This window comes from Nocardioides sp. J9, assembly GCF_007829375.1.
In the GTDB taxonomy this organism is placed as follows: domain Bacteria; phylum Actinomycetota; class Actinomycetes; order Propionibacteriales; family Nocardioidaceae; genus Nocardioides.
In genome coordinates, this window is sequence record NZ_VLJQ01000001.1 from 145,551 (window position 1) to 167,224 (window position 21,674).

At 74.2% G+C, this 21,674-nt stretch carries 21 protein-coding genes; 7 read left to right on the forward strand and 14 right to left on the reverse strand.

Annotated features, from left to right (window positions below; translation table 11 throughout):
* The first annotated feature begins 49 nt into the window (after positions 1-49).
* Together L615_RS00655 and L615_RS00660 are read left to right on the forward strand one after the other, a co-directional pair.
* On the forward strand, positions 50-1,201 hold the full coding sequence (locus tag L615_RS00655; RefSeq protein ID WP_145723756.1) for a SpoIID/LytB domain-containing protein: 1,152 nt from the start codon (positions 50-52) through the stop codon (positions 1,199-1,201).
* Positions 1,202-1,231: 30 nt separating this feature from the next.
* Complete coding sequence (locus L615_RS00660; RefSeq protein ID WP_145723757.1) at positions 1,232-2,419, forward strand: calcium-binding protein; 1,188 nt, start codon at positions 1,232-1,234, stop codon at positions 2,417-2,419.
* Here the strand turns inward: L615_RS00660 and L615_RS00665 are convergent.
* Positions 2,359-3,576 carry a benzoate/H(+) symporter BenE family transporter gene (locus tag L615_RS00665; protein ID WP_145723758.1) on the reverse strand — a complete coding sequence of 406 codons (1,218 nt, stop codon included), beginning with the start codon at positions 3,574-3,576 and terminating at the stop codon, positions 2,359-2,361. The genes L615_RS00660 and L615_RS00665 overlap by 61 nt on opposite strands.
* 77 nt (positions 3,577-3,653) lie before the next feature.
* On the opposite strand from L615_RS00665, the gene L615_RS00670 reads away from it, so the two are divergent.
* Complete coding sequence (locus L615_RS00670; protein WP_028653960.1) at positions 3,654-4,184, forward strand: helix-turn-helix domain-containing protein; 531 nt, start codon at positions 3,654-3,656, stop codon at positions 4,182-4,184.
* A 347-nt stretch (positions 4,185-4,531) separates the two neighbouring features.
* Here L615_RS00670 and L615_RS00675 read toward each other — a convergent pair whose 3' ends face one another.
* Together L615_RS00675 and L615_RS00680 are read right to left on the reverse strand one after the other, a co-directional pair.
* The gene (locus tag L615_RS00675; RefSeq protein WP_145723759.1) at positions 4,532-4,816 is read right to left on the reverse strand and encodes a DUF4873 domain-containing protein; all 285 of its coding nucleotides are present in this window, start codon (positions 4,814-4,816) and stop codon (positions 4,532-4,534) included.
* Positions 4,813-5,499, reverse strand: coding sequence for a TetR/AcrR family transcriptional regulator (locus L615_RS00680; protein WP_186449658.1), 687 nt, complete (start codon positions 5,497-5,499; stop codon positions 4,813-4,815). Before L615_RS00680 ends, L615_RS00675 begins: the two co-directional genes overlap by 4 nt.
* A gap of 54 nt (positions 5,500-5,553) precedes the next feature.
* On the opposite strand from L615_RS00680, the gene L615_RS00685 reads away from it, so the two are divergent.
* Complete coding sequence (locus tag L615_RS00685; protein WP_051485339.1) at positions 5,554-6,459, forward strand: diiron oxygenase; 906 nt, start codon at positions 5,554-5,556, stop codon at positions 6,457-6,459.
* Between the two features lie 27 nt (positions 6,460-6,486).
* Here L615_RS00685 and L615_RS00690 read toward each other — a convergent pair whose 3' ends face one another.
* The 4 genes from L615_RS00690 to L615_RS00710 all read right to left on the reverse strand — a co-directional run bounded on the left by L615_RS00690 (position 6,487) and on the right by L615_RS00710 (position 10,908).
* Positions 6,487-6,915, reverse strand: a complete 429-nt coding sequence (locus L615_RS00690; protein WP_145723761.1) for a type II toxin-antitoxin system PemK/MazF family toxin — start codon at positions 6,913-6,915, stop codon at positions 6,487-6,489.
* Positions 6,912-8,327 (reverse strand): PH domain-containing protein, encoded by a 1,416-nt coding sequence (locus tag L615_RS00695; protein ID WP_036516330.1) that lies wholly within the window; start codon positions 8,325-8,327, stop codon positions 6,912-6,914. The genes L615_RS00690 and L615_RS00695 overlap by 4 nt, the downstream gene beginning before the upstream one ends.
* A 197-nt stretch (positions 8,328-8,524) precedes the next feature.
* Positions 8,525-9,010, reverse strand: coding sequence for a PH domain-containing protein (locus L615_RS00705; RefSeq protein WP_145723764.1), 486 nt, complete (start codon positions 9,008-9,010; stop codon positions 8,525-8,527).
* 131 nt (positions 9,011-9,141) lie between these two features.
* Entirely contained in the window at positions 9,142-10,908 is a 1,767-nt protein-coding gene (locus L615_RS00710) for an acetyl/propionyl/methylcrotonyl-CoA carboxylase subunit alpha (RefSeq protein ID WP_396954679.1), read from the reverse strand.
* A gap of 300 nt (positions 10,909-11,208) precedes the next feature.
* On the opposite strand from L615_RS00710, the gene L615_RS00715 reads away from it, so the two are divergent.
* A complete protein-coding gene (locus L615_RS00715; RefSeq protein ID WP_036516331.1) occupies positions 11,209-12,408 on the forward strand; it encodes an acyl-CoA dehydrogenase family protein in 1,200 nt (399 codons plus the stop codon).
* Positions 12,409-12,431: 23 nt separating this feature from the next.
* Here L615_RS00715 and L615_RS00720 read toward each other — a convergent pair whose 3' ends face one another.
* Genes L615_RS00720 through L615_RS00740 form a run of 5 tightly spaced genes read right to left on the reverse strand, consistent with a single transcriptional unit; the run spans position 12,432 to position 18,101 of the window.
* On the reverse strand, positions 12,432-13,745 hold the full coding sequence (locus tag L615_RS00720; RefSeq protein WP_145723766.1) for a hypothetical protein: 1,314 nt from the start codon (positions 13,743-13,745) through the stop codon (positions 12,432-12,434).
* On the reverse strand, positions 13,721-14,320 hold the full coding sequence (locus L615_RS00725) for a nucleoside triphosphate pyrophosphatase (protein ID WP_028653970.1): 600 nt from the start codon (positions 14,318-14,320) through the stop codon (positions 13,721-13,723). The genes L615_RS00720 and L615_RS00725 overlap by 25 nt, the downstream gene beginning before the upstream one ends.
* A 41-nt stretch (positions 14,321-14,361) precedes the next feature.
* Positions 14,362-15,447 (reverse strand): DNA glycosylase AlkZ-like family protein, encoded by a 1,086-nt coding sequence (locus tag L615_RS00730; RefSeq protein WP_261376510.1) that lies wholly within the window; start codon positions 15,445-15,447, stop codon positions 14,362-14,364.
* 7 nt (positions 15,448-15,454) lie between these two features.
* Positions 15,455-17,125 carry a DUF885 domain-containing protein gene (locus L615_RS00735; RefSeq protein ID WP_145723767.1) on the reverse strand — a complete coding sequence of 557 codons (1,671 nt, stop codon included), beginning with the start codon at positions 17,123-17,125 and terminating at the stop codon, positions 15,455-15,457.
* A gap of 10 nt (positions 17,126-17,135) precedes the next feature.
* The gene (locus L615_RS00740; RefSeq protein WP_145723768.1) at positions 17,136-18,101 is read right to left on the reverse strand and encodes a YafY family protein; all 966 of its coding nucleotides are present in this window, start codon (positions 18,099-18,101) and stop codon (positions 17,136-17,138) included.
* 108 nt (positions 18,102-18,209) lie between these two features.
* On the opposite strand from L615_RS00740, the gene L615_RS00745 reads away from it, so the two are divergent.
* Positions 18,210-19,325, forward strand: a complete 1,116-nt coding sequence (locus L615_RS00745; protein ID WP_145723769.1) for an epoxide hydrolase family protein — start codon at positions 18,210-18,212, stop codon at positions 19,323-19,325.
* A gap of 111 nt (positions 19,326-19,436) precedes the next feature.
* On the opposite strand, the gene L615_RS00750 is transcribed toward L615_RS00745, so the two are convergent.
* Complete coding sequence (locus L615_RS00750) at positions 19,437-19,709, reverse strand: acyl-CoA carboxylase epsilon subunit (protein WP_145723770.1); 273 nt, start codon at positions 19,707-19,709, stop codon at positions 19,437-19,439.
* A complete protein-coding gene (locus L615_RS00755) occupies positions 19,706-21,310 on the reverse strand; it encodes an acyl-CoA carboxylase subunit beta (protein ID WP_028653976.1) in 1,605 nt (534 codons plus the stop codon). The genes L615_RS00750 and L615_RS00755 overlap by 4 nt, the downstream gene beginning before the upstream one ends.
* Before the next feature lie 70 nt (positions 21,311-21,380).
* Here L615_RS00755 and L615_RS23970 point away from each other — a divergent pair.
* A partial coding sequence (locus L615_RS23970) for a biotin--[acetyl-CoA-carboxylase] ligase (RefSeq protein WP_396954671.1) occupies positions 21,381-21,674 on the forward strand: 294 nt, incomplete at its 3' end.

The following is a 21,674-nucleotide window of genomic DNA, read 5'->3' on the forward strand; positions in this document are numbered from 1 at the left end:
CCTAGTTTGCGACTGCGGAGACCCTTGAACCACGGGTTATCGTCGGACGATGCGCCTGCCCGCCCGCGCCCTCCTGGCCGCCCTCGCGACCGTCCTCCCGCTGGCGGTGGTACCGGTCGCGACGAGCTCTCCAGCCGCCGCTGCACCGACCTCCTGGTCGCTCGAGGGCTACGGCAACGGGCACGGCCGCGGCATGTCCCAGTGGGGTGCCGAAGGGGCCGCGTCGAAGGGCCTGACCTACCGGCAGATCCTCGCCTTCTACTACCCGGGCACGTCGGTCGGCACCGCCAAGGGCGCCGTCCGGGTGCTGCTCACCGCCGCCACCCGGCCGGGGCTGGTGATCGACCACCGCAAGGGGCTGACCGTGCGCTCGACACGCACCGGGACGTCGTACCCCCTGGAGCAGAAGGACGCCTGGCGCTGGCGGCTCTCCGGCTCGGCCGACAACTCCACGACCGTGGTGTCGGTGCGCGGCAAGGACACCGGCTGGACCGTGGTGCGCCGCATCCCCGGTGAGGCCGAGTTCATGGCGACCTCGATGAGGCTCTACCTCGGCTCGGGGGCGAAGGTCTACCGCGGCCGGCTGCGCTCGGCGGCTGTCGACGGCAAGCGCGTCGTCGTGAACGTGCTGAGCATGGACAACTACCTCAAGGGCGTCGTGCCGCTCGAGGTCTACCCGACCTGGCACCGCGCGGCCCTGCGGGCGCAGGCCGTCGCGGCCCGCACCTACGCCGCCTTCGAGCGGGACGCCGGCGGCCGCGGCCACTTCGACGTCTACGACACCACCCAGTCGCAGGTGTACGGCGGGGTCGGGGCCGAGGTGTCGTCGACGACCGCTGCGGTCGCCGCGACCGCCGGCGAGGTCCGCACCTACGGCGGGAAGCCGGCATTCACCCAGTTCAGCTCCAGCAACGGCGGCTGGACGGTGGCCGGGACGCAGGCCTACCTGAAGGCGAAGCAGGACACCTACGACCCGCTGCGCCCGTGGACCGACACGGTCACCGCTGCCGAGGTGCAGCGGGCCTGGCCCGCGGTCGGCACGGTCACGGGTCTCGCGGTCACCGAGCGCGACGGTAACGGCCGCTACGGCGGGCGCGCGCTGAGCGTGCGGATCACCGGCACGAAGAAGACGCTGACGGTCGACGGCTCCGACTTCCGCTCGCGGATGGGGCTGTTCTCCACCCTGTTCCGGTTCGTGTAACGGCCGGGGCCGCTCGCGACAGGTAGGGGTGTGCGTACCTCGCCCCTCGTCGTACCGGTCCTGCTGGCCGGGCTCCCGCTCGCCCTCTCCGGCGTCGTCGGCATCGCCGCGCCGGCATCGGCGCTCCCGCCGACCTGCCACGGCCTCACCGCGACCATCGTCGGCACCGACGGCGACGACGACCTCGACGGCACGCCGCTCGCCGACGTCGTCTGGCTCGGCCCGGGTGACGACGTCTTCCGTGGCGGCGCGGGCGACGACGTGGTGTGCGGCGGCGGCGGTCGCGACACGCTGTCCGGCGGCTACGGCAACGACCTGCTCGACGGCCAGGGCGGCGCCGACCGGATCCCCGGCGGGCCCGGCAACGACCGCCTGCTCGGTGGCGGCGGCGCCGACGCCCTGAACGGTGGCGCCGGGGACGACGTCATCGACGGTGGGGCCGGCGACGACCTGCTGACCTACCTGACCTCGCTGCACCCGGTCACCGTCGACGGGGCGGCCGGGACGGTCGACGGAGACGGCCACGACACCTACACCCGCGTGGAGACCGTGCAGGGCACGGCGGACGCCGACACGATGGTCGGCGGACCCGGGCGCGACCGCTTCGTCGGCGTCGCGGGCGCGGACACGATCATCGGCAACGGCGGTGACGACGTCCTCGTCGCCGGAGGCGGCACGACGATCGGTGGCGCCGGCGACGACCTGCTGATCGTGCAGCGGGGGACCGCCCGGGGTGGTCCCGGGCGCGACGTGCTCCAGCTCTCGCGTGGTGCCCGCGGCCACGGCGGCGCGGACGACGACGAGATCCGGCTCCGGGACGGCCGGTCGGTCGCGTGGGGTGTCGGTGGCGACGACACCTTCGTCGTGCGGTCCGTCCACGCCCGGCCCACCGTCGACGGTGGCGCCGGTGACGACGCGATCAGCTTCCAGGGCTTCGCCCGCGGCGTGAGCGTCGACCTCGCGCGCGGGAAGGCCCGCTGGGGCAAGCGCGGCGTCGCGGCGCTGCGCTCGGTCAGCATCGCCCTCGGCTCCGCGCACCGCGACGTGCTGGCGGGTTCGGGGCGCAACGAGTACCTCTCCGGCGGTCCCGGCGCCGACCGCCTCCTCGGTCTGGGCGGCACCGACATCCTCGAGGGCGGCCGGGGCCGCGATGTCGCCTACGGCGGTGGCGGCGCCGACATCTGCTCGGCCGAGGTCCGGCGCGGCTGCGAGGTCTGAGCCTCCGCGTCCGGTCGACGCAGCACCGCCCGGCAGCCCAGGCCGACGACCAGCGCCCAGAACGCGGCGCCGATGCCCAGCACGGTGACCCCGGACGCGGCCACCACGAGCGTCGCGGCGGCGGCCTCCCTCTCGAGCGGGTCGGCCAGCGCCTCCGCGAGCGCCCCACCCAGCGTGCCGAGCAGGGCCAGGCCAGCCGCGGCCTGCATCAACCCGTCCTCCGCGGCCGCGACCATCGCGGCCAGGGCGCTGCTGGCGACCGCCAGGACGAGGTAGGTCACCGACGCGCTGACCGCGGCGACCCAGCGGCGGCTGCGGTCGGGTCCGGCCGCCGGACCGGCCGCGAGGGCGGCGCTGATCGCCGCGAGGTTGATCGCGTGGCCACCGGTCGGCGCGCCCACCACCGTGCCGATGCCGGTGACCGCCAGCGTCTCCCGCCACGGCACGCGGTAGCCGAAGGTCCCCATGACGGCCACACCCGGCACGTTCTGCGAGGCCATCGTGACGACGTACAGCGGGACGGCGACGCCGACCAGGGCCGGCACCGACCAGTGCGGCGTCGTCCAGGCCAGCGTCGGGGCGAGGGCAGCGGCGTCGACGTGGGCTGTCGCCAGCACGATCCCGAGCGCGACGGCCAGGGACGCGGGCACCGCCCACCGCGGTGCGAGGCGCAGCAGCACCAGCCAGGTCAGGACGACCGGCGCGACCGCCTCCGGGGCGTCGACGAGGGCGGTGACCGGCGCGATGCACAGGGGGAGCAGGACGCCCGCCAGCATCGCCCGGGCCAGGCTCGGCGGGATCGCCGCGACCAGGTCGCCGAGCCGTGGCACCAGCGCGGTGAGCACGATGAGCACACCGGTGGCGACGAACGCCCCGACCGCCGCCGGCCAGCCGCCGGTGACGCCCGTGGCGGACGCGAGCAGGGCGGCGCCCGGCGTCGACCAGGCCAGCACGACCGGGGTGCGGTGGCGCACCGAGAGCCACAGCATCCCGGCGGCCTGGGTGACCAGCAGCGTGAGCAGGCCGGACGCGGCCTGGTCGGGGGAGGCGCCGACCGCGGTCAGCCCGGCGAGGACGACCACGAAGGAGCTGCTGAAGCCCACGACCGCCGTGACCACGCCGGCCAGCACCGGCCCGTGGGTAGTCTCCTCGGACACGCCGCCTCCTCGTCCGCCCTGCCGGCGGTCACCCGCGCGGCGTTCTGTATACGGAACACTCTACGAGGGCGGCGGCGATGGCGCGAGCGGATTCACCCGGGGCGGGCGTGGGCGCCCGGATCCGGGCGCTGCGCGAGGCGCGCGGCCTGTCCCTGTCCGGCCTCGCCGCGGAGGCCGGCATCGGCAAGGGCTCGCTCTCGGAGCTGGAGACGGGGCGGCGCAACCCCACGCTCGACACGCTCTACGCGGTGGCCCGCCCGCTCGGCGTCCCCCTCGCCGCGCTGCTCGACGACCACGACGGCGCGGTCGTGTCGGGGGAGGGCATCGTCGCGACGCGCGTCCGCGTGGTCCGCGAGCCCGGCCGCACCACCGAGGTCTACCTGCTGCGCCTGGCCCCCGGCGCCGAGCGCCGCTCGCCCGCCCACGTGAGCGGCGTGGAGGAGCAGCTCGTCGTGCTCTCCGGGACCGGCGAGGTGGAGTACGACGACCGCCGCCTCCCGTTCGGGTCCGGCGACCACGTCCGCTTCCCCGCCGACCGCCCCCACGCCTACCGCGCCGCCCCCGACTCCGGCGTCGAGGCCGTCAACGTCATCGTCACCCCCGCCTGACCCGCCCCCTCGCCACGACGAGGTGCGTGTTGTGGCGCCGCGAGGTGTGAGGAATGGTGCCGCGAGGTGTGAGGGATGGTGCCGCGAGGTGTGAGGGATGGTGCCGCGAGGTGTGAGGAATGGCGGCGCGAGGTGTGAGGGATGGCGGCGCCCGCGACGTCGGCGCGCGGCGTCGTACCGCCACGACCGACACCTCGGACCGCCACGACCGACACTTCGCGCCACCACAAGGCGCACCTCGCGCAGCCAGAACACGCACTTCGCGGCGCGAACCGTCACACTTCCCGGGGCGAAGTGTCACACCTCGCGGGGCGGAGGGGCGTGCGTCGTGGTGGGGGAGCGGTGGGTCAGAAGGGCGGGGTGCCGGTGCCGGTGAGGCGGTAGCGGCCCCAGGTGTCCTTGTCGGAGAGGCGCGCGGTGGCGTGGCCGTGCGGGGTGCGCAGGACGACCTCGGTGCCGCTGCGGGCGTCGTCGACGGGGGTGCCGGGGGTGAGGCGGCCGTACCAGTGGAAGCGGCCGTCGAGGGGCTGGAAGGCGCCGCGCAGGGTGACGGTGACGTCGTGGGCGGCGCCGTCGAGGTCGACGGTCGCGGGGCCGTCGTAGGCCTCGCGGGGCTCGTGGACGAGGGTCACTGCTCGGCCTCGCGGCGCAGCGGGCGGACGTTGTCGTCCCCGCCCGGGTCAAGGGCGGAGAGGTCGACGCCGTGCTCGGCGGCCGCGCCGGAGAGGGCGTGCCAGATGAACTCGCCGAGGTACGACGCCGCAGCGGCCCGCGACATCGTGCGCCGCTCGAGCCACCACTGGCCCACCGAGCTGCCCAGGCCGACGATCGCGTGCGCCCACGGCTCGGCCGCGCCGGCGTCGCCGCCGAGCACCCGCAGCGCGTCGCCGAGCAGGCGGGTGAGCTTCGCGGCGATCTGGTCCTTGCCCGGCGCGAGCGGGTCGCCGCCCGCGTGCTGGCGGGTGAGCAGCAGGAACGCCTGCGGGTGCTCGGCGATGGTGTCGAGGTAGGCCTGGACACCCGCCGTGACCCGGTCGCGGGCGGGGGCGGGCACCAGCACCGACGCCATGACCCGCTCCAGCACGAGGTCGGTGCCCCAGGCGCCGACCGCGGCGTGCAGCTCGGACTTGTCGGTGAAGTAGCGGTAGAGGACCGGCTTGGAGACGCCGGCCTCGGCGGCGATGTCGGCGACCGACGCGTCCGGGCCGAGCCGGTCGATCGCGCGGATCGCGGCCTGCACGAAGTCGGCACGGCGGCCGGCGCGGTGCTCGTCCCAGCGGGTGGTGCGTCCGTCGCTCTTGACGTGGGGGGGCATGCGAACGACGATACACGTTACCGGTAGTAACATCTATCTGCGGAGGGCCGCCCGATGACGCTGACCGACCCCGCCCCGACCGACGGTGCCGAGGCGCTCGCCGCCCGGCTGCTGCGCTCGAGCGCTCGCCAGTCCTACGACCCCGACGTCGACCTCGACTGGGGCGCGCCGCCCGTTCCGGGCCTGTGGTGGATGCAGCCGGAGCGGATGTCGCTCCACGGCACCCCGCTGTGGCGCCGGCTGAGCGAGGAGCAGCAGCGCGAGCTGTCCCTGCACGAGGTCGCGAGCATGGTCAGCGTCGGCATCTGGTTCGAGCTCGTGCTCATGCAGGTCCTGCTGCGCGACACCTACGACGCCGACCCGCGCTCGGCGCGCACCCAGTTCATGCTCACCGAGGTCGGCGACGAGACCCGGCACACGGTGATGTTCGGCCGCGCCATCGAGGCGATGGGCGTGCCGGCGTACGGGCCGCGCCGGGTCCCGAAGCAGCTGGCGCGCCTGGGCCAGGTCGCCCTGCGCGGCCCGAGCGCGTACGCCGGCATCCTCATCGGCGAGGAGCCGGTCGACCGCTGGCAGCGCGACCTGATGCGCGACGAGCGGGTCCAGCCGCTGGCCCGGATGATCGCCCGGATCCACGTCACCGAGGAGGCGCGGCACGTCGCCTTCGCCCGCGACGAGCTCGCCGCCGCGGTGCGCGGAATGGGCCGCACGCAGCTGCGCTGGCACCAGGCGCTGACGGCGCAGGTCGCGTTCGTGACCATGCGCTCGCTGGTCCACCCCGAGGTGTACGCCGCCGTGGGCCTCGACCCGGCCGAGGCGCGGCGCCAGGCGCTGGGCAACGAGGCCTACCGCGAGACGATCGCGTGGATGGGGGAGAAGGTCGTGCCGGTCCTCGAGGAGGCCGGCATGGTCAGCCCGCGCGACCGCAAGACCTGGCGGGCGTCCTTCCTGCTCCGGTGACCGCTTGCCGGCCGGTGATCGGCCGGGTCAGGACACGAACGGGCGTCGCGCCTCGATCACCGCGGCGTAGACCTCCGGCGCGAGCGCGGCGCCCTCGCGCCGCACCGTCGCGGCGGGGATGACCAGCAGCCGGTTGAGCCGGACCTCGCTGGGCCGCCCTCGCGGGTCCCAGGCGCCGCTGCCGACGTCCATCCAGTACCGGCCGACGGACGCCTCCTGCGCGGCGTCGCGGTCGTGGTCCTTGCTGGTCATCACCAGGCAGCGCACCATCTCCTGCCCGTCGGCGGCCGTCTCCGTGCCGATCACCAGCACCGGCCGGTCCTTGCCCTGGCTCGGGTCGTCCTCGTAGGGCACCCACGCCCACACGACCTCGCCCGGGTCCGGCTCGCCGTCACGCTCGGGCGCGTAGGTGCCGTCGGGGGTGCTGGTCGGTCCGGTGCTGGTCGGTTCGGTCATCGTTCCTCCAGGAACTCGTCGAGCAGGCCGGGGGTGGCGGCCTGGGCGAGGGCGAGCGCGTCGTCCTCGGGGACGTCGAGGGCGCGGACCTGGCCGTCGCCGCCGGCCGTCGTGGCGGCGACCGTGACCAGCCCGGCACGGCGCTGGAACCAGGTGGCGCGCAGGTTCCACCCGATCACGTGCTCGTCGGCCAGCGCGGCGCGGCGGCGCAGCAGCGAGCCGGAACGGGCGACGACGTGCCCCGCGAGGTGCGCGTGCCCCAGGGAGCGGGCCCGGTCCGCGGCGAGCGCCAGCGCGACCAGCACGACGAGCGCGGCCAGCACGAGCAGCCCGGCCGGGGCGCCGGCGGCGACGGCGACCACGACGGCGGCCACGAGGGGCAGCGAGCCGATCAGGGCGCGGGTGAACCGGCGGGTGGTCGCGGCGCGGCCGTGGCTGCGCAACAGGCCGGACGCCGGCTCGGGCGCGCCGAGCACGGACGCCGCTGCCGCGACGACGGTGTCGCGCGGTGCCGGCGGGAGGAGCACGGTCGAGGCCTGCTGGCTGCCGGTGAGCCCGGTGACGATGGCGGTGAGCCGGCGCCCGCGGGCCAGGCGGAGCGCCGCGGGTTCGGCGATGCTGACGCCGGCGAGGCGGACGACGTCGATGCTGGTCTCGCGGTGGGTGAGCAGCCCGCGGGCCACGTGCCAGGTGGACTCCTGGCGGGTCAGCGTGAAGCCCCCGTTGAGCACGAGGTACCCGGCCACCGCGAGCGCCGCGACGAGGACGAGCGCGCCGGCGGCCAGGGCGGCACCGAGGGCCGGGGAGAAGAAGTCGAGGTCCTCCTCGTCGATCCGGAGCTCGACCGACTCGAGCAGGGGCGCGGCCGTGCCGAGCACGGCACCGGTCGCCACCAGCACCGCACTGCTGAACGGCGCGTACCAGAGCCACCGCGGGGAGAAGCGCGCCACGACCCGCTCGGGTACGACGTCCGTCGTACCTGCTGCGCCGTCGGGCCCGGGCTCGCCGGTGGCCACGGAGAGCAGCCGGCCGCGCAGGGCGGCGGCCTGCTCGCGGGGCAGGGCGTCGAGCAGCAGACGGTCGTCCTCGCCGGTGGCGACGCTGCCCGTGCCGATGACCGTCGTGGCGAGGCCGAGCACGCGGTGGATCGGGGACGCGGTGAGGTCGACGGTGCGCACCCGGTCGACCGGGGTGGACAGGGTGTGGCGGTGCAGCAGGCCACGGCGCAGCTCGACGCGCGCCGGTGTCACGCGGTAGGTCGTGGTCAGGTAGCGCAGCACGCCGAAGCCGACCGGGAAGCCCACGCCGAGCAGCGCCCACGGGCCGGTGCCGGACGCCCCGCCGGCGACCAGCAGGCCGATGAGGACGGGCAGGAACTTCACCAGCTCGGTGATCGGGTGCACCAGCAGCATCCGCGGGTCGAGGCGCTGCCACGCCGGCTCGTCCGGTCCGGCCGGCGCGTCCGGTGCCGGGGCCCAGTCCTGCGGCGGCGGTTGCCCGGGGCCGGGTGGTGGGGGCGGCCAGGCGCCCGGCGGCGGTGGTGGCGGGTACGGTCCCGGTGGGGGCGGCGGAGGCGAGCCGGGCGGGGGAGTCCCGGTCGGGTCCGTGCTCACGTCGCGTCGCCCTCCACGAGGTCGGCCTTGCGGGTGAGCTCGTCGACGAGGGAGAGGGCGACGGCCTGGTCGAGGCCGTCGATCTGCAATGGCCCGGCGGCCGAGGCGGTGGTCACCGTGACCGTGGCGAGCCCGAACAGCCGCGCCAGCGGGCCCTGCGCGAAGTCGACGGTCTGCACCCGCGACATCGGCGCGATCCGCCGCTCGCGGGCCCACCAGCCGCGTTGCGTGTAGACCGCGGTCGGGGACACCTCCCAGCGGTGGACCTGGTAGCGCCACAGCGGCACGATCGTGGCCAGGCCGGCGCACACGAGGACGAGCAGGCCCACCAGGGCCCAGCGCAGCGCGCCGCCGGGCAGCCAGAACAGGGCGGCGACGACGCCGACCGCGATCGTGAAGGTGGCCTCGGCGGSCGCCYCGAGCTGCCACAGGGTGCGGGCCCGGGGACTCACCCGGTGGGCGGGATCACGCAGCTGGCTCACGGCGCCACCCTACGGAACAACCCCCACCGGCCAGGGCCGGTGGGGGTTGTCGACGTCTTCTTGCGCTTGGTGGCCGTTGCAAACGTCATCAAGCGCGGGAATCCCCGCTCAGCCGGGGATTCCTGCAGCCGTCACTTGATCTCGGCGACGACCTCACCGTTGCCGACGGTGGCGCCGACCTCGGCCGAGAGGCCGGTGATCGTGCCGGCCTTGTGGGCCTTGAGCGGCTGCTCCATCTTCATCGCCTCGATGACCACGACGACGTCGCCCTCGGTGACCTCCTGGCCCTCCTCGACGGCGACCTTGACGATGGTGCCCTGCATCGGCGAGGTGACGGAGTCACCGGACGCGGCGGCGCCGGCCTTCTTGCCACCGGCGCGCTTCGGCTTCTTGGCGCCGGCCACGGCACCGCCGCCGAGGCCCGCGAGGCCGGCCGGGAGGGCGACCTCGATGCGCTTGCCGCCGACCTCGACGACGACCTTCTGCTTCTCGCCGGCCTCCTCGGCCTCACCGACGTTGCCCTGGTAGGGCTCGATGGTGTTGTCGAAGTCGGTCTCGATCCACGTGGTGTAGACGTCGAAGGAGCCCTCGCCGGTCGGGTTGGACGACGCCACCCAGGCGGGGTCGTTGACGATGACCTCGTGGAAGGTGATCGCGGTCGGCATGCCGTCGACCTCGAACTCCGAGAGGGCGCGGCGCGAGCGCTCGATGGCCTGCGTGCGGTCCTTGCCGGTGACGATGAGCTTGGCGATGAGCGAGTCGAACGCGCCCGGGATGGTCTCGCCGTTCTCGTAGCCGCCGTCGACGCGGATGCCGGGGCCCTGCGGCGGGTTCCACGCGGTGAGCGTGCCCGGGGCGGGCATGAAGTTGTTGCCGCCGTCCTCGGCGTTGATGCGGAACTCGATGGAGTGGCCGCGGACTTCCGGGTCGTCGTACCCGAGCTCCTCGCCGGCCGCGATGCGGAACATCTCGCGCACCAGGTCGATGCCGGTGACCTCCTCGGAGACGCAGTGCTCGACCTGGAGGCGGGTGTTGACCTCGAGGAAGGAGATGGTGCCGTCGGCGGCCACGAGGAACTCGCAGGTGCCGGCGCCGACGTAGCCGGCCTCGCGCAGGATCGCCTTCGAGGACTCGTAGAGGCGCTGGTTCTGCTCGTCGGTCAGGAACGGCGCGGGGGCCTCCTCGACCAGCTTCTGGTGGCGGCGCTGCAGCGAGCAGTCGCGGGTGGAGACGACCACGACGTTGCCGTACTTGTCGGCCAGGCACTGGGTCTCGACGTGGCGCGGCTTGTCGAGGAACTTCTCGACGAGGCACTCGCCGCGACCGAACGCGGCGACCGCCTCGCGCACGGCGGACTCGTAGAGCTCGGGGATCTCCTCGAGGGTGCGCGCGACCTTGAGGCCGCGGCCACCACCGCCGAAGACCGCCTTGATGGCGACCGGCAGGCCGTGCTCCTCGGCGAACGCGACGACCTCGTCGGCGTCCTTGACCGGGTCCTTGAGGCCCGGGGCGAGCGGAGCGCCGGCGGCGAGCGCGATCTGCTTGGCCTTGGCCTTGTCGCCGAGGCCGTCGATCGCCTCGGGGGAGGGGCCGATCCAGGTCAGCCCGGCGTCGATGACGGCCTGGGCGAACTGGGCGTTCTCGGCGAGGAAGCCGTAGCCCGGGTGCACCGAGTCGGCGCCGGAGCGCTTGGCGACGTCGATGATCTTGTCGATCACGAGGTAGGAGTCGGCCGGGGTCGAGCCCTCGAGGGAGTAGGCCTCGTCGGCCAGGCGCACGAACAGAGCGTTGGCGTCGGGCTCGGCGTACACGGCGACGCTGCCGATGCCGGCGTCCTTCGCGGCACGGATGACCCGTACGGCGATCTCGCCGCGGTTGGCGACGAGGACCTTCTGCAACGGCTTGGTCTCAGGCACGCTGAACTCTCCTGCTCGGGGGCGTATCGACTGGCGTAACAACTGTTGTGCGAACTGCCCGGGCAGTCTAGGGGCAGGGTCGTCCCGGACCGCTCGCGGTCCGTCCTGAGAACAGCACGCGAGCCGCCGCCGGGGCCGCCCGGGGCCGATCCCCGCGTCACTCGCCGCCAGGGAACCACGGGAGTGTGGCGAAGGCCACGCCCGGGTGGTCCCGGCCCGCCGTCGTACCGCACCACCTTCGGGGGTTAACAAACGTTAACCTCGGGCCGTAGGATGGCCCGCATGACCCAGTTCGAGCTGTCGCGCGAGCACGAGGAGTTCCGGCGCACCGTCCGGGACTTCGCCGAGGCCACCATCAAGCCCCACGTCGCCGGGTGGGACAAGGCCCACCACTTCCCGACCGACGTCGTCCAGAAGATGGGCGACCTCGGGCTGTTCGGGCTCACCGCCCCCGAGGAGTACGGCGGCGCCGGGATCGACCCGGCCGACGGCCCGTTCACCTCGCTGTGCCTGGCCATCGAGGAGCTCGGCCGCGTCGACCAGTCGATGGGGATCACCCTCGAGGCCGGTGTCGGCCTGGGCATCAACCCGATCCTCACCTACGGCTCGGACGAGCAGAAGCAGCAGTGGCTGCCCGACCTCGTGTCCGGCCAGCGCCTCGCCGGCTTTGGCCTCACCGAGCCGGGCGCCGGCTCCGACGCGGGTGCCACCAAGACCCGCGCCGAGCTCGAGAACGGCGAGTGGATCGTCAACGGCGGCAAGCAGTTCATCACCAACTCCGGCTCCGACATCACCTCCGTGGTCACCGTGACCGCGCGCACCGGTGTCGCCGAGAACGGCCGCCCGGAGATCTCCGCGATCATGGTCCCGGCCGGCACGCCGGGCTTCGTCGCCGAGCCGGCCTACGACAAGCTCGGCTGGCACATCTCCGACACCCACCCGCTGACGTTCACCGACTGCCGGGTGCCCGAGGGCAACCTGCTCGGCGAGCGTGGTCGCGGCTACGCCCAGTTCCTGGCCACCCTCGACGACGGCCGCGTCGCCATCGCGGCGCTGGCCGTCGGCCTCATCCAGGCCTGCGTCGACGTGTGCGTGGAGTACTCCCTGGACCGCCAGACGATGGGCGGCCCGATCGGGCGCAAGCAGGGTGTGGCCTTCCAGGTCGCCGACCTCGAGGTCATGCTGCACGCCTCGCGGATGCTGACCTACCGCGCCGCGGCGATGAAGGACGCGATGCTCGGTGGCCGCGGCCCGTCGATGAAGGAGTTCAAGCAGGCCGCGTCGGTCGCCAAGCTCTACACCAGCGAGTCCGCGGTCACCGCGACCCGGATCGCCACGCAGGTCTTCGGCGGCTACGGCTTCATGGAGGAGTACCCCGTCGCCCGCTTCTACCGCGACGCCAAGATCCTCGAGATCGGCGAGGGCACCTCCGAGGTGCAGCGGATGCTCATCGCCCGCGGCCTCGGCCTGCCGGTCGAGTAACCCGCACCAGCCCCGCACCAGTCTCAGCCACGGCGGCGCCGCAGCCAGAGCAGGCCCACGACGGCCAGCCCGGTTGCGAGCGCCGCGACGGCCAGCCCCCGCCCGCCCAGCGGTACGACGGAGTCGTCGTCCGCTGCGGCGGGCGGTCGCGCGTCCGGCCCCTGCGGCGCCGGCTCCGGCAGCGTGCCGTCGACCAGGCGCGAGCCAGCCTCGGGGGCGGGCAGGGTGGACGGGGTGTAGGCGGGGACGCCGTCGCCAGGCTCGCCGGTGGTGCGCAGCGTGAGCGTCGCGGCCACCCGCACGCCGCGCAGCTGCGCACCTGCGGCATCGCCCGCGGACCACCGGACCAGCACGTGGTGGACGCCCGCGAGCGAGGCGCTGGTGAGGGTGCTGTCGTAGGAGTCGCGGTGCGCGTAGGCCACGACCTGGGACTGCGCGCCGGTGCGGAGCCGGCCACCGCGGACGCCCCGCGTCCGCCAGTCGGCCGGCCGGTCGGCCGACCCCTCCGCGAGGGGCACCGCGCTGGTGCCGAGCAACGGCGTGACGACCTCGACGCTGATGCCGCCGGGGTCGGGCGCACCCGCCGGGAGCCGGGCGTCGAGCTGGGCCTGCAGCGACTGGTCCCAGCCCAGCGGCACGGCGAGCACGGCGGTGCGGCCGGGCCGCAGGACCAGCCGGTGGCTGCCGTCGGTGACGACGGGGGCGTTGGTCGGCGTGGTGCCCGCGGCGACGGGACGCGCCCGGCCCGGCTCGAGCGGCTCCCATTCCGGCGCCGCCGGAGCGGGGAGCAGGCCGAGGTTGTGCTCGGACACCGCCGGCTCCTCGAAGACCCGCACCTCCACCGCCCGGCCCGCGTCGGCCGGGTCGGCGGGGGCGCCGACGGTGAGGAAGAGCTCGTCGGCCGTCGCGCAGGGGTGGTCGCCGACGTCGGTCCAGGTCGAGGTGGCGGCGAGCAGCACCGGGGCCCGCTCGCCGAGGGTCGGCCGGAACACGCCGCCACTGCCGCAGCCGCGGTCGCCCGGCGTCGTACCGACCTCGATGCGCAGGCCGGTCCCGACGGAGTCGCCGGCGCCGACGTACATCGCGGCCACGTGGAAGGTGCTGCCGGGCGCGGTCCGCGGCAGCCGGTAGGTGCGCACGCCGTGCGCGGGCAGGCGGTCGAGGTAGCGGCCGGTCGCCAGCTCCGGTGCGTCCGCAGCGTCGCGCGCCGGGCTGCCGCTCACGGCGGTCCCGGCCAGCGGCGGTCCGGGCTCGTCGGCGGCGGCCGGGGCGAGCAGGCCCGGCGCGAGCGCCAGTGCGACCGCGAGCGCGGTCAGCGCGCCCAGAGATCGGTCCACGAGTGCCCGAGCTCCCGGACCAGGTCGCGGAGCAGGGGGAGGCTGACGCCGACGACGTTGTGGTGGTCGCCCTCGATGCCGCGCACGAACGCGCCGCCGAGGCCGTCGACGGTGAACGCGCCGGCGACGTGCAGCGGCTCGCCGGTCGCGACGTAGGCCGCGACCTCGTCGTCGTCCACCTCGGCGAAGTGGACGGTGGTCGAGGCGGTCGCGGCGACCTCGCGGTCGGTGGCGACGTCGCGCAGGCAGTGGCCGCTGTGCAGCACGCCGGAGCGGCCGCGCATCGCCTGCCACCGTGCCGTGGCCTCCTCGGGAGTGCCGGGCTTGCCCAGCGGCTCGCCGTCGAGCTCCAGCACCGAGTCGCAGCCCAGCACCACGGCGTCGGCGGGCACCTCGCCACCACCGGCGACGGCGCGGCACTTCAGCTGCGCCAGCCGCAGCGCCAGCTCGGCCGGCGGCACGCCGGAGACCTGGGACTCGTCGACGCCGGAGACCACGACCTGCGGGTCCAGGCCCGCGCTGCGCAAGGTCGCCAGGCGGGCGGGGGAGGCGGAGGCGAGCACGAGGGTCGGCACGCGCCCACCCTAACGACGCCGCCGGTGCGTCCCGGCGGGGATCAGCCCCGCACGACCTCGAGGCCGAGCCACGCGGCCAGCGCGTCGACCTCGGCCTCCACGGCGTCGCCGACCTCCGGGTCCCACGGGAAGTCCTCGTGGACCGCGTGCACCCGCAGCACCCCCGCCTTGCGGTCGGCCTTCGCGTCGAGCTTCCCGACCAGCCGGTCGTCGTGCAGGATCGGCAGCGCGAAGTAGCCCCAGCGCCGCTTCGCCGCGGGCTTGTACATCTCCAGCACGTACTCGAACCCGAACAGGTCGAGCGCGCGGTCCCGGTCGCTGACCAGGCGGTCGAAGGGCGAGAGCAGGGCGCAGCGGCCCTCGAACGGCTCGTCCGCCGCGGCGAGCGCGTCGGGGTCAGCGCGCCACGCGCCGGCCACACCCGCGACCGTGACCTCCTCGCCGGCCCCGCCGGCGCCGACCTGCTCCCCGCCGCTGTCCTTCGACGACGCCCGGGCGATGCCGAGCGAGGCGAGGCGGCGCTGCTCCAGCGCGGCCCGCGCCTCGTCGGGCGGCGGGACCACGAGGTCGGCGGGGTAGACGCGCTCGGCGAGGTCGTAGACCCGCAGGCGGCCCCGCCGCCCGCTCACCGCGACGTCGCCGAGGACGGTGAGCAGCTCGAGCATCCGGTTGACGTTCTTGTCGTTGTTCCACCCGCTCGACGCCCACGGCACCTGGCAGGTGTCGGGGACCCCGGGCGCCGTCTGAGGGCCCTCGGCCGCGAGCCGGGCCACCACGTCGGCGCGGAAGCCGGCGTTGGCGGCCAGCCACTCGTGCACGCTCGGGTGGAGGTCGCCCGGCATCGTCGCGAGCAGGAGGCCGACGTCGTCGACCGGCCGCACCCAGGACCAGTGCTCGACCAGCGAGCGCTCGGCCTCGAGGGCGAACGTGAGGTCGGAGCGCTCGTAGTCGCCACCCAGCCGGGACCACAGCACGAGGTCGACGTTCGGCGCGACGGCCGCCGTCGGGTCGACCTGCAGGACGAACAGCTCGTCGACGGCCTCCGGCACGGACCGGCCGCGCCGGCCGTCGAGCAGCTGGGCGCGCAGCGCCATCCGCCGCGCGACCTCCGGCTCGAGGGTGGTCACGACCCGGTCAGATCCGGGCGAGCGCGGCCCGCAGCGGGTCGAGCCCGAGCGCGCCGAGGTCCAGCGCCGCGGTGTGGAAGGCCTTGAGGTCGAAGGAGCTGCCGTGCCGGGCCTGCGCCTCCGCCCGGGCGTCCAGCCAGATCCGCTCGCCGACCTTGTACGACGGCGCCTGGCCCGGCCAGCCGAGGTAGCGGTTCACCTCGAAGCGCAGCGACCCGTCGTCCATCCGCGAGTGCGCCCGCATGAACTCGAGGACGAGGTCGGCGTTCCACGTCTCGCCGGGACGCCACCCGAACGGGTTGTCGGCCGGCACGGTCAGGCCGAGGTGGACGCCGATGTCGACGATCACCCGCGCGGCCCGGAAGCCCTGCATGTCGAGGAACCCCAGCCGGTCGCCCGGGTCCTCGAAGTAGCCGAGCTCGTCCATCAGCCGCTCGGCGTACAGCGCCCAGCCCTCGCCGTGCCCGCTGACCCAGCACAGCAGCCGCTGCCAGCGGTTGAGCAGCTCGGCGCGGTGCACGACCTGCGCGCACTGCAGGTGGTGGCCCGGCACGCCCTCGTGGAAGACGGTCGTGGTCTCGCGCCACGTGGAGAAGCGCTCGTGGTCGTCGGTGAAGGAGAACCACATGGTGCCGGGGCGCGAGAAGTCCTCCGACGGCGGCGTGTACCACGCGCCGCCGTCGTTGACCGGCGCCACCTTGCACGCCAGGGTGCGGATCGGCTCGGCGATGTCGAAGTGGACGCCGTCGAACGCCGTCAGGATCTCGTCGGACTTCGCCTGCATCCACGCCTGGAAGGCCTCGCGGCTGCCGCAGTCGCGCGCCGGGTCGGCGTCGAGGGCCGCGACGGCATCGGCGACGGACCCGCCGCTGACGATGCGCTGCGCGGTGGCCGCCATGTCGGCCTCGATCCGCACGAGCTCCTCCCAGCCCCAGCGGTAGGTCTCCTCGAGGTCGATCTCCGCGCCGAGGAAGTAGCGCGACGCCAGCGAGTAGGCCTCGCGGCCGACGCCGTCGACCTCGCGGCCACGCGGCTGGAGCTCGGTCTCGACGAAGCGGCCGAAGTCGGCGTACGCCGCCGAGGCCTGCTCGGCCGCCCGGGTCAGCGAGTGGCGGACCGGCTCGGGGGCGTCGGCCACGACGCGCAGGAAGTAGTCGCCGGCGCCGCCCTCCTGGCCGGTCCAGCCGCGGACCAGGGTCACCACCTCGGCGTACTGACGGCGGGCGGAGACCCGCCCCGCCCCCGCCTCCTCGAGCAGGGTGGTGCGGTAGCCCTCCAGCGCCGCGGGGATCTTGGCCATCCGGCTGCCGATCGCGTCCCAGTCGTCGGCCGTCTCGGTCGGCATCAGGTCGAAGACCTCGCGCATCGCGTGCGCGGCGCTGCTGATCACGGAGAACTCGCTGCGCTCGACCCCGGCGTCGGCGCGGGCGACGATCAGCCCGACCCGCTCCAGGAAGGCGTCCTTCGCCACCTGCTCCCGCTCGTCGACCGGCTCGATCGCCTCGACCTCCGCCAGCGCCCGGCGGTGCAGCTCCTCGCGCGCGGCGTAGCCGTCGGGGGAGAGGTCGGGCAGCTCGCCGTCGTGGCCGGCGATGCCGCTGAAGGTCGCGGTGAGCGGGTCGAGGGCGGCGATGTCCTCGACGAATTGGTCGGTGCGGGCGTCCACGAGTCGCGTCATGGCCCTGACCCTAGGAGGTGGAACCGACGACCGCACCGCTATATCGCTCGGCCAGGACGCGCAGGTGCTCGACCAGCTCCGCCGGGCTCTCGACGGTGAAGTCGAGGCCGAGCATCCCGATCCACACCGCGACCACCTCCAGGCTGTCGCCGCCCGTCACGAGCACGCACCGCCCGTCCGCTCGGGGTTCGACCACGCCGACGGCGGGGTTGATCCGGGCGAGCACCTCCCCGGACGGGGCGTCGATGACCAGCCGGGCGTGCACCGCCCAGCCGGTGCGCGCCACCTCCCGCACGACGAGGTCGGTGAGGTCGCCGGGCAGCGGGGCAGGCGAGAAGCTGCGGCCACCGGGCAGGCGCAGGGTCAGCCAGTCGACGCGGTACGGCGACCACGTGTCCGTCGCGGGGTCGCGACCGACCACGAACCACCGCCGCTGCCAGGCGACCAGCCGGTAGGGCTCGACCTCGACCCGGGCCTCGTCGGGCCCGTAGAAGGCCCGCAGGCCGCGGTGGTCGCGGATCGCGTCGGCGATCTCCGCGAGCACGCCGGCGTCGACCTCGGGGTCCTCGACGTTGGAGTCGGTGTTGACCGGACCGGCCTCGGTCGCGTCGCGCAGGGCGGTGACCCGCCGGCGCAGCCGGTCGGGCAGCACGTGCTCGAGCTTGGTGAGGGCGCGAGCACCGCTCTCCTCGAAGCCGGAGACGCCGGTGAGGGTGCGCAGCCCGACCGCGACCGCGACCGCCTCCTCGTCGTCGAGCAGCAGGGGCGGCAGCTTGGCGCCGGCCCCCAGCCGGTAGTGGCCGGCCCGGCCGCGGATGCCGTCGACCGGGTAGCCGAGCTCGCGCAGGCGCGCCACGTCGTTGCGCACGGTGCGCGCGGTGACGTCGAGCCGGGCGGCGAGCTCGGGGGCGGTCCACTCCACCCGCGACTGGAGCAGGCCGAGCAGGTCGAGGAGGCGTCCGGAAGTCGTGCGCACATCGTTGTTCTATCAGGAACGAACCGTTCCGCAATGGCTTCTACCGTCGGAGACAGGAAGCAGGACACCCCCGGAATCCCCCGGAACCAACCAGGAAGAGGCACCGCCATGACCGAGCAGATCACCCCCTTCAGCATCGACGTCCCGCAGGCCGACCTCGACGACCTCCGCGAGCGCCTGGCCCGCACCCGCTTCGCCCCGGAGGTGCCGGGCGACTCGTGGGAGTACGGCACCCCGGCGTCGTACCTGCGCTCGATGGTCGCGCAGCGGCAGGACTTCGACTGGCGTGCTGTCGAGGCGCGGATCAACGCCCGTCCCGGCTTCGTGACCGAGGTCGACGGGCAGCGGATCCACTTCCTGCACGTGCGCTCGCAGCACGAGGACGCCACGCCGCTGCTCCTCGCGCACAGCTACCCCGGCTCGCTGCTCGACTTCCTCGACATGATCGACCCGCTGGTCGACCCCGAGGCGCACGGCGGTCGCGCGGAGGACGCCTTCCACGTCGTGGTCCCGTCGATGCCGGGCTTCGGCTGGTCGACGCCGGTCGTCGACACCGGCTGGACGATGAAGCGGGTCGCCGCGGCGTACGACGTGCTGATGCGCCGCCTGGGCTACGACTCCTACGGCGTCCACGGCAGCGACGGCGGCGCGATGGTCGGCCGCGAGCTGGCGGTCGCGAACCCCGACGGCTTCCGCGGCGCGCACGTGCTGCAGCTCTTCTCCTTCCCCTCCGGTGACCCGGCCGAGTTCGAGGGCTTCGGCCCGAAGGAGTACGCCGCGCTCGAGCACATGCAGTGGTTCCAGTCCGTCGGCGGCTACAACCAGATGAACGGCACCCGGCCGCAGACGGTCGCCGCCGCGCTCGCGGACTCGCCGGTCGGCACGCTGGCCTACAGCGAGCTCTTCGAGAGCTTCGGCAACGGCACCAGCCTGGTCACCGCCGAGCAGGTGCTCGCCCAGGCGACGCTGTACTGGCTGACCAACMCCTACGGCTCGGCCGCGCGCTACCACTACGAGGAGCAGCACGCCGGCGCCGAGCCCGTGGTCAGCGAGGGCCGGATCGGGGTGGCGGTGTTCAAGGACGACTTCCAGACGATCCGCAGCCTGGCCGAGCGGGACAACAAGGGCATCGAGCACTGGAGCGAGCACCCGCGCGGCGGCCACTACGCCGCGCTGGAGGTCCCGCACGACGTCGTCGCGGACCTGCGGGTGTTCTTCGCCTGAGGCGGGGCGCAGGTCCCACAAAGCAGCAGCGCCCGGCCGGGAGGCCGGGCGCTGCTGTCGTCGATCCGTGGAGCAGTGGATCCGTGGGTCCGTGCGTTCGGTCGCGGATGCTCAGCGCGGCAGGCCGCTGGAGCGCCACGCACCCCGCCCGTGGGGGAGTCCCCGACCCGGGGTGCTCCGCACCTGGCGGGCCGGGTGGGCCCACTCCGAGCGCGGCGGCTCCGGCGCGGGGGCGSCMCCGCCGACGGCGGCGAGGACCGCGACGATCGCGGCCACCTCCTCCGGCGTGGTGTGCGGCGTGATGATGCGCAGCACCGGCTGGGCCGGCTCGGGAGCCGGCTGCTCTGCCTGCCCGGCCTGCCCGGCCGTCTCCTGCTCGCTCACAGCGGGATGTTCCCGTGCTTCTTCGGCGGCAGCGTCTCGCGCTTGGTGCGCAGCAGGCGCAGCGCCTTGACGACCTCGGCGCGGGTCTCGTGCGGCTTGATCACGCCGTCCACGTAGCCGCGCTCGGCCGCGATGTAGGGGTTCGCGAGCGTGGTCTCGTACTCGTCGATCAGCTCGGCACGCTTCGCCTCGACGTCGCCGCCGGCCTTCTCGACCTCGGCCAGGGTGCGCCGGTGGATGATGTTCGCCGCGCCCTGCGAGCCCATCACCGCGATCTGGCCGGTGGGCCAGGACAGGTTGATGTCGGCACCGAGGTGCTTGGAGCCCATCACGTCGTACGCGCCGCCGTAGGCCTTGCGGGTGATGATCGTGACCAGCGGCACGGTCGCCTCGGCGTAGGCGTAGATCAGCTTCGCGCCGCGGCGGATGATGCCGAGGTGCTCCTGGTCGACGCCCGGCAGGAAGCCCGGGACGTCGACGAAGGTCAGCACCGGGATGTTGAACGCGTCGCAGAAGCGCACGAAGCGCGCCGCCTTCTCGGAGGCGTCGATGTCGAGGGTGCCGGCGAACTGCATCGGCTGGTTCGCGACGATGCCGACCGGGCGACCCTCGACGCGGCCGTAGCCGGTGATGATGTTCGGGGCGAACAGCGCCTGGACCTCGAGGAAGTCCGCGTCGTCGACGATCGTGGTGATCACGTCGTGCATGTCGTACGGCTGGTTCGGCGAGTCCGGGATGATCGTGTCCAGCGCGAGGTCCTCGGCCGTGGGCTCGAGGTCGACCGGCTCGTCGTACGACGGTGCCTCGTCCAGGTTGTTCTGCGGCAGGTAGGACAGCAGCGCCTTCACGTACTCGATGGCGTCCTCCTCGTCGGAGGCCATGTAGTGCGCGTTGCCGGACTTGGTGTTGTGGGCCCGGGCGCCGCCGAGCTCCTCCATGGTGACGTCCTCGCCGGTGACCGTCTTGATGACGTCCGGGCCGGTGATGAACATCGCCGAGGTCTGGTCGACCATCACCGTGAAGTCGGTGACGGCGGGGGAGTAGACGTGGCCGCCCGCGCAGTTGCCCATGATCATCGAGATCTGCGGGATGACGCCCGAGGCGTGCACGTTGCGGCGGAAGATCTCGCCGTACAGGCCGAGCGAGACGACGCCCTCCTGGATGCGGGCGCCGGCGCCCTCGTTGATGCCGATGATCGGGCAGCCGGACTTGATCGCCAGGTCCATGACCTTGGTGATCTTCTCGCCGTAGACCTCGCCGAGCGAGCCGCCGAAGACGGTGAAGTCCTGCGAGAACACGCAGACCTGGCGGCCGTCGATGGTGCCGTAGCCGGTGATGACGCCGTCGCCGTACGGACGGGTCTTCTCGAGGCCGAAGGCGGTCGAGCGGTGGCGGGCGAACTCGTCGAGCTCGACGAACGAGCCCTCGTCGAAGAGCAGCTCGATGCGCTCCCGGGCGGTCTTGCGACCCTTGGCGTGCTGCTTCTCCTGCGCCTTCGCGGCGGGAGCGTGCACGGCCTCGTCGGTCCGGCGGTCCAGGTCGGCGAGCTTGCCGGCCGTGGTGTGGATGTCGATCTCTGCCGGCTGCGGCTGGGCGGTCACAACGTTGCCTCCTCGTTCTACGGCGCCCCCGGGGTTTCCTCGCGGCGCCTGCTGCGACAGGGTAGTGCCCGTGACTCTCGGCTCGAACCAGCACCCAGAGCGTGGACCACTCGACGGCGACCGGCTGGAGGCTGCGTTCGCGCTGACGCCCGGCGCGACGCTCGAGCTGCTGCCCGAGGCCCCCTCGACCAACGAGGTCGCCGCGGATCGCGCCCGCGCCGGTGCGCCGGAGGGGCTGGTCGTCGTCGCCGACCACCAGGCCGCCGGACGCGGCCGGCTGGACCGGACGTGGCAGACGCCACCCGGCACCGCGGTCACCTTCTCCCTCGTGCTGCGGCCCACCGTGCCCCCGGCCTCGTGGCCG

Excerpts from the sequence above, each read along its gene's own strand:
- L615_RS00715 (WP_036516331.1), top strand. The coding sequence starts at position 11,209 with ATGACCCAGTTCGAGCTGTCGCGCGAGCACGAGGAGTTCCGGCGCACC.
- L615_RS00680 (WP_186449658.1), bottom strand. The coding sequence starts at position 5,499 with ATGCCCCCCCACGTCAAGAGCGACGGACGCACCACCCGCTGGGACGAG.
- L615_RS00695 (WP_036516330.1), bottom strand. The coding sequence starts at position 8,327 with ATGCTGCTGGTGCACCCGATCACCGAGCTGGTGAAGTTCCTGCCCGTC.
- L615_RS00685 (WP_051485339.1), top strand. The coding sequence starts at position 5,554 with ATGACGCTGACCGACCCCGCCCCGACCGACGGTGCCGAGGCGCTCGCC.
- L615_RS00690 (WP_145723761.1), bottom strand. The coding sequence starts at position 6,915 with ATGACCGAACCGACCAGCACCGGACCGACCAGCACCCCCGACGGCACC.
- L615_RS00670 (WP_028653960.1), top strand. The coding sequence starts at position 3,654 with ATGGCGCGAGCGGATTCACCCGGGGCGGGCGTGGGCGCCCGGATCCGG.
- L615_RS00655 (WP_145723756.1), top strand. The coding sequence starts at position 50 with ATGCGCCTGCCCGCCCGCGCCCTCCTGGCCGCCCTCGCGACCGTCCTC.
- L615_RS00735 (WP_145723767.1), bottom strand. The coding sequence starts at position 17,125 with ATGACGCGACTCGTGGACGCCCGCACCGACCAATTCGTCGAGGACATC.